The organism is Rhizobacter sp., assembly GCF_031412495.1.
GTDB lineage: Bacteria > Pseudomonadota > Gammaproteobacteria > Burkholderiales > Burkholderiaceae_C > Schlegelella_A.
The window spans coordinates 1-2,537 of record NZ_JANODC010000149.1; the positions used below are offsets into that span (position 1 = coordinate 1).

Below are 2,537 nucleotides of genomic sequence, written 5' to 3' on the forward strand. Positions count from 1 at the left end.
CCGACGAGCAGGGCAACCATCTCATCGAGGGCCAGCTCATCGACACCAAGACGCGCGTCAACCTGACCGACGCGCGCGTCGCCAAGCTGACCGCGATCGACTTCAAGAACATCCCGCTGAAGGATGCGCTGGTCTGGAAGCAGGGCACCGGCGCGCGCAAGATGGTCGTCTTCGCCGACCCGAACTGCGGCTACTGCAAGAAATTCGAGCGCGACCTGCAGGCGGTGAAGGACGTGACGGTCTACACCTTCCTCTACCCGATCCTGGGCGCCGACTCGACCGAGAAGTCGAAGGCGATCTGGTGCGCGAAGGACAACACCAAGGCCTGGCGCGACTGGATGCTGAAGGGCACCCCGGCCAGCGACAGCGCCCAGTGCGACACCTCCGTCCTGCAGCGCAACGTGGCCTTCGGCCGCAAGCACCGCATCAACGGCACGCCGGGGATCGTCTTCGAGGACGGCAAGCACGTTCCCGGGGCGATCGGCGCCGAGCAGATCGAAAAGCAGCTCGTCGCGAGCAGGGCCGCCAAGCCCTGACCCGCCCCCGCGGCTACGCGCGGTAGCCGGGGTCCTTGCGGTCGACGATGCGCTGCAGCGCGGCGAAAGAGTCCTCGCCGGCGCCGTACTTCGGGTTGAAGTTGAGCGAGTCGGCGACGCACTTATCGAGCACCGCCTTCGGGATGGCGATCGCCTCGCCCATCGACTGGGTGGCCAGCTGGATCTCGCAGGCCCGGTTGACCAGCCACATCAGCGACAGGGCCTGCGGCAGCGTGTGGCCGATCGTCACCGGCCCGTGGTTGCGCAGCAGCAGCACCGGCCGGCCCTCGGCGCTGCGCAGGATTCGGGCACCCTCGTCGGCGTGCACGGTGATCCCTTCGAAGTCGTGGTACGCCACCTTGCCGTAGAGCTGCGCGGCGTAGAAGTTCGTGAAGGCGAGGCCGTCCTTCAGGCAGCACACGGCCTGAGTGGCGGTCGTGTGCAGGTGCATCACGCAGTGCGCGTCGGGCAGCGTCTCGTGGATGGCGCCGTGGAAGGTGATGCCGGCCGGGTTGATCGGCCAGTCGGAGTGGCCGACGACGCTGCCCCGGTGGTCGACCTTGACCAGGTTCGACGCCGTCACTTCCGAGTAGTGCAGGCCGAACGGGTTGATGAGGTAGGTCGATCCCTCGCCGGGCACGCGCACCGAGATGTGGTTGTAGATCAGCTCGGTCCAGCCGAGGTGGTCGAAGATGCGGTAGGCGGCGGCGAGCTGCACGCGCGCTTCCCACTCCCCGGCGGCGAAGCGGGCCGGCCGGGCGAAGGCGCCAGCGCTGTTCATCATGACGTGCTCCTCTCCTCAGGCGTACTCGAGCTTGCCGGTCTTGCCGCGGAAGACCCAGTACGCGTAGATCGTGTAGGCGGCGATCGCGGGCACCGAGATCGCCACGCCGACGAGTATGAACTTGAGCGCGTCCGGGCTGCTCGCCGCCTGCCAGATCGTCAGCCGGTCGAGGACGACGTACGGATAGATGCTGTAGGCCAGGCCGAGGAAGCCGAGCAGGAAGACGCCGACCATCAGCGCGAACGGCAGCCAGCAGAGCGGCCCGCGCACGATGCGCGTGCCGAGCAGGGCGCGCACCGTGTAGAGGGCGACGCCGGTCGTCAGCGGGATGGCGCTGAGGGCGATGAGCTCGGGCAGGGCGAACCAGCGGTTGCGCACCGTCTCGCTGACCCAGGGCGTGGCCATCGAGATGAGGACCATGCCGAGGACGACCGGGAGCCAGGCCAGGCGGGCCCAGGCGATCGCCTTTTCCTGCAGCGGCCCTTCGGTCTTGAGGATGAGCCAGCACGCGCCCATCAGCACTTAGGCCATCGGCAGGGCGATGGCGATGGCGGCGGCGAACAGCGGGTAGTTCCAGCCGCTGCCGAAGCCGCTGACGTAGCGGCCGAGCATCCAGCCCTGCGCCAGCGCGGCGATGGCCGAGCCGGCGAAGAAGAGCCGGTCCCAGGTCGCCTTGTGGCCTTCGCGCGCCTTGACGCGGAAGTCGAAGGCGACGCCGCGCAGCGTCAGGCCGATGAGCATGAACGCCACCGGCAGGTACAGCTCGCCGAGGACGATGCCGTGCGCCTTCGGAAAGGCGATGAGCAGGATGCCGATGCCGAGCACCAGCCAGGTCTCGTTGGCGTCCCAGAACGGGCCGATCGAGGCCACCAGCACATCCTTTTCTTCCGCCGTGGCCCGGTGCATCAGCATGCCGACTCCGAGGTCGTAGCCGTCGCTGACGACGTAGATCAGCATGGCGATGCCCATCAGCGCCATGAAGACGACCGGCAGCGCGTGCTCGAACGTGAAGGCGGTCATCGGGCGGCACTCGTTCCGGTGGCCGGCGACGTGGCGATCCCCGGCGCCGCCGCCTCGCGCTGGCGCGCCTCGTCGGCGAGCGTCTCCTCCGGCTGCTCGGCCAGGTGCTTGAGGACGGCGACGTAGGCCACGATCAGCGCCAGGTAGAGCGTCACGTAGAGGGTGAGCGTCGTCGCGATCAGGGGTGCGGCGACGTT

2 protein-coding genes and 2 pseudogenes are annotated in these 2,537 nt (G+C 68.4%); 1 reads left to right on the top strand and 3 read right to left on the bottom strand.

The window, feature by feature from the left end; translation table 11 throughout:
• Positions 1-536 (top strand): DsbC family protein (locus AC30N0_RS05385; RefSeq protein WP_489516903.1); only part of this gene is annotated, 536 nt, incomplete at its 5' end.
• Positions 537-549: 13 nt separating this feature from the next.
• Here the strand turns inward: AC30N0_RS05385 and AC30N0_RS05390 are convergent.
• From AC30N0_RS05390 to AC30N0_RS05400, 3 genes and pseudogenes are all read right to left on the bottom strand, one after another.
• Positions 550-1,320 (bottom strand): class II aldolase/adducin family protein, encoded by a 771-nt coding sequence (locus AC30N0_RS05390; protein ID WP_489516904.1) that lies wholly within the window; start codon positions 1,318-1,320, stop codon positions 550-552.
• A gap of 15 nt (positions 1,321-1,335) precedes the next feature.
• Positions 1,336-2,340 (bottom strand): annotated as a pseudogene (locus AC30N0_RS05395) (cytochrome d ubiquinol oxidase subunit II).
• Positions 2,337-2,537, bottom strand: a pseudogene (locus AC30N0_RS05400) (hypothetical protein); the annotation flags it as partial. The pseudogenes AC30N0_RS05400 and AC30N0_RS05395, both read right to left, overlap by 4 nt.